Raw genomic sequence first — 3,243 nt, 5'->3', positions numbered from 1 at the left:
GGCGGGTGCTGTGGGGGCAGATGATCAATGCCTCGCGCAGCCTCGCCCGCGCGGCGCTGGCGTTCATCGATGACGCCACCGCGACTGGACGCGAAATCCGCCGCGATATCGTCACGCGACAGATCGCCTATGTCCACGCCCTTCGCGCGGCGCTGCGGCGGCAGAACGACTGCCCGGACCTCGAGCGTCTGCTGTCCGACGACGAGGTCAATCTGGTCAAGCAGCGGCGCAACGTGCCCAATGCGATCCATGACGGCACCGGCTATCTCGTCGCGCATGCCCGGCGCATCGGCGAGATCGACACCATCCAGCAGGCGCAGATCGAGGCGGTGCTGGTCGATATCTCGAACGCGCAGGGCGGGATGGAGCGGATCAAGAACACGCCGCTGCCGATGCAGTATCGCTTCTTCCCGGCGCTGTTCACCCGCGTCTTCTGCATCCTGCTTCCGATCGGGCTGGTCGAGACGCTGGGCATGGCGACGCCGGTCGGATCGACCATGGCGGGGCTGATGTTCCTCGCGATCCTGCAGATCGGCGAGGATCTGGTCGATCCGTTCGCCAACAGCGTGCACGACGTGCCGCTGAGCGCGATGTGCCGCACGATCGAGATCGACCTGCTCCAGGCGCTCGGCGAACCTGCGCCCGAACCGCTCGCGGAGGTGAAGGGCGTGCTCTGGTAGGCAGTGCCGGGGTAAGGCGTTGAATGCGCTTGACCTGACCGGGTGCCAGGCTCAATCCTGCCGGGCATAACCGATATTAAGGGTGCCCCGACATGATTATTCGTACTTCGCTCGCCGCGCTGGCGTTCGCGCTGGCCGTCCCCACCGCTGCCCTGGCCGAGGAGGCCGCGCCGCAGGCCGCTGCGGCCAAGCCGACCGCCGCCGATGCCGAGGCGTTTGTTGCTGCGGCGGAGAAGGAGGGCTTCGATTACACGGTCTCGGCCAGCCGGGTGTTCTGGATCAACTCGACCTATCTGACCGACGATACCAACGCGCTCGCCGCCGAAGTCGGGGCCAAGGGCACCGAGATGCAGGTGCGTTTCGCGCTCGAGGCCGCGAAGTACAAGGACGTGCCGGGCCTGAGCGAAGAGACGCGGCGCAAGCTCGACAAGCTGCGCGGCGGCATCGTGCTGCCCGCGCCGACCACCGAAGGCGCGGCGGCCGAGCTCAACACCATCGCGACCGAGCTTCAGTCGATCTATGGCAAGGGCAAGGGCACGCTCGACGGCAAGCCGGTCAGCGGATCGGATATCGAGGCGGCGATGGGCGACGTGCGCGATCCGGCGAAGCTCAAGGAAATGTGGGTCAGCTGGCACGACAATGTCGGCGCGCCGATGAAGGACGATTATGCGCGCATGGTCGAGATCGCCAACCAGGGCGCACGCGAACTGGGCTTCAAGAATGTCGGCGCGATGTGGCGCGGCCAGTATGATATGAGCGCCGACGAGTTCGCCGCGCTGACCGAAAGGCTCTGGCAGCAGGTCAAGCCGCTCTATGACGATCTGCACTGCTACACGCGCACCAAGCTCAACGAGAAATATGGCGATGCGGTGCAGCCCAAGACCGGCCCGATCCGCGCAGATCTGCTCGGCAACATGTGGGCGCAGGAATGGGGCAATATCTATGACGTCGTGGCCCCCGCAGGCGCGGGCGATATCGGCTATGACGTGACCGAGCTGCTCAAGGCGAAGAATTACGATCCGCTCAAGATGGTGAAGGGCGGCGAGGGCTTCTTCTCGTCGCTGGGCTTCGCGCCGCTGCCCGAGACCTTCTGGCAGCGCTCGCAATTCGTGAAGCCGCAGGACCGCGAGGTCGTGTGCCATGCCTCCGCTTGGGACATCGACAACAAGGACGATATCCGCATCAAGATGTGCATCAAGGTGAATGCCGACGACTTCACCACCATCCATCACGAGCTGGGGCACAATTACTATCAGCGGGCCTATAGCAAGCAGAATCCGCTGCATCTCGACGGTGCCAACGATGGCTTCCACGAGGCGATCGGCGACATGGTCGCCCTCTCGATCACGCCAGATTATCTCGTCGAGATCGGCCTGCTGGACAAGGCCAAGGTGCCGGGTGCCGACAAGGATCTTGGCCTGCTGCTGCGCCAGGGCATGGACAAGCTCGCGTTCCTGCCCTTCGGCCTGCTGGTCGATCGCTGGCGCTGGGGCGTGTTCGATGGCTCGATCAAGCCCGCCGACTATAACGATGCTTGGACGGCACTGCGCCTGCAATATCAGGGCATCGTGCCCCCGGCGGAGCGGCCTGCCGATGCGTTCGATCCGGGCGCTAAATACCATATCCCCGGCAACACGCCCTATACCCGCTATTTCCTCGCGCGCATCCTGCAGTTCCAGTTCTACAAGGCGGCCTGCGACATCGCGGGCTGGAAGGGGCCGCTCCATCGTTGCAGCTTCTATGGTAACAAGGAAGTGGGCAACCGGCTGAACGCGATGCTGGAAATGGGTGCATCCAAGCCCTGGCCCGACGCGCTCGAGGCGTTTACCGGCATGCGCGAGATGGACGGCACGGCGCTGGTCGAATATTTCGCGCCGCTGCAGACCTGGCTCAAGGAGCAGAACAAGGGCAAGCAGTGCGGCTGGTGAGCCGCGCCTGTCAGAACCCCATCATCTAGCACCAAGGACAAGCGACGCGGCTGGAAGGCCGTCTCGCTTGCCCTTGCTGGTTGATGGAGTGGAAAATTTGGGGCCTGTCTTCCTGAAGCGGGGGGCGCCTCTATCTGGAACACAGGCCCCGAGACACCGCGCGTGAGGGAATCGCGCGCTGCGCCTGACTGTCGGTCAATCAGTGAACGTTATAGGGCGCCCCTGCGGCGCTCGTGGTCGAGGGAACAACGTTCTGATCGACATAATCGCTATTTTCGTCTGCAGCGGTGGCAGCTGCCTGCTTGCCGCGGCGCGACAGGGCGATGGCCGCTGCAATCAGTGCGATGCCACCTGCTGCCAGACCGAGCGTCAGCGCCGGATGTGCCTTGGCCTGTCGGGCGGCATAGCGGCTGTTTTCGCTGACCTTCTCGGATAGCTCGCGGGCCACGACGGAGAGCCGCTCGCTGGCATTCTGCGCCAGTTCGTCGGCCTTGTCGCGCAACGGACCCATTTCGGTGGTCAGCGACTTTGCATTGTCGCTGATGATCGCGGCAGCGGCCGAAGCGTTGCGCTTGGCGAGATCGGAAGCAATGCGCGCATTTTCCGCGATCACTTCACCCGCCAGCCGGGCAGTT

General features: G+C 64.3%; 3 protein-coding genes. 2 read left to right on the top strand and 1 reads right to left on the bottom strand.

The window, feature by feature from the left end; all coding sequences use genetic code 11:
- Together AX735_RS04965 and AX735_RS04960 are read left to right on the top strand one after the other, a co-directional pair.
- Nucleotides 1-680: bestrophin family ion channel (locus tag AX735_RS04965; protein ID WP_082750937.1), on the top strand; the 680-nt coding region annotated here is incomplete at its 5' end.
- A gap of 92 nt (nucleotides 681-772) precedes the next feature.
- Nucleotides 773-2,608, top strand: coding sequence for a M2 family metallopeptidase (locus tag AX735_RS04960; protein WP_066276558.1), 1,836 nt, complete (start codon nucleotides 773-775; stop codon nucleotides 2,606-2,608).
- A gap of 199 nt (nucleotides 2,609-2,807) precedes the next feature.
- Here AX735_RS04960 and AX735_RS25640 read toward each other — a convergent pair.
- Nucleotides 2,808-3,243, bottom strand: a 436-nt coding sequence (locus tag AX735_RS25640; RefSeq protein WP_202189501.1) for a hypothetical protein, incomplete at its 5' end; no start/stop codon positions are given.

This window comes from Blastomonas sp. CCH1-A6 (assembly GCF_001556365.1).
GTDB classification, from domain to species: Bacteria; Pseudomonadota; Alphaproteobacteria; order Sphingomonadales; family Sphingomonadaceae; genus Blastomonas; species Blastomonas ursincola.
Note: the sequence above shows the minus strand (reverse complement) of the source record. Positions and strands in the feature narration are given on the sequence as shown.

Excerpts from the sequence above, each read along its gene's own strand:
- AX735_RS04960 (WP_066276558.1), top strand. The coding sequence starts at position 773 with ATGATTATTCGTACTTCGCTCGCCGCGCTGGCGTTCGCGCTGGCCGTC.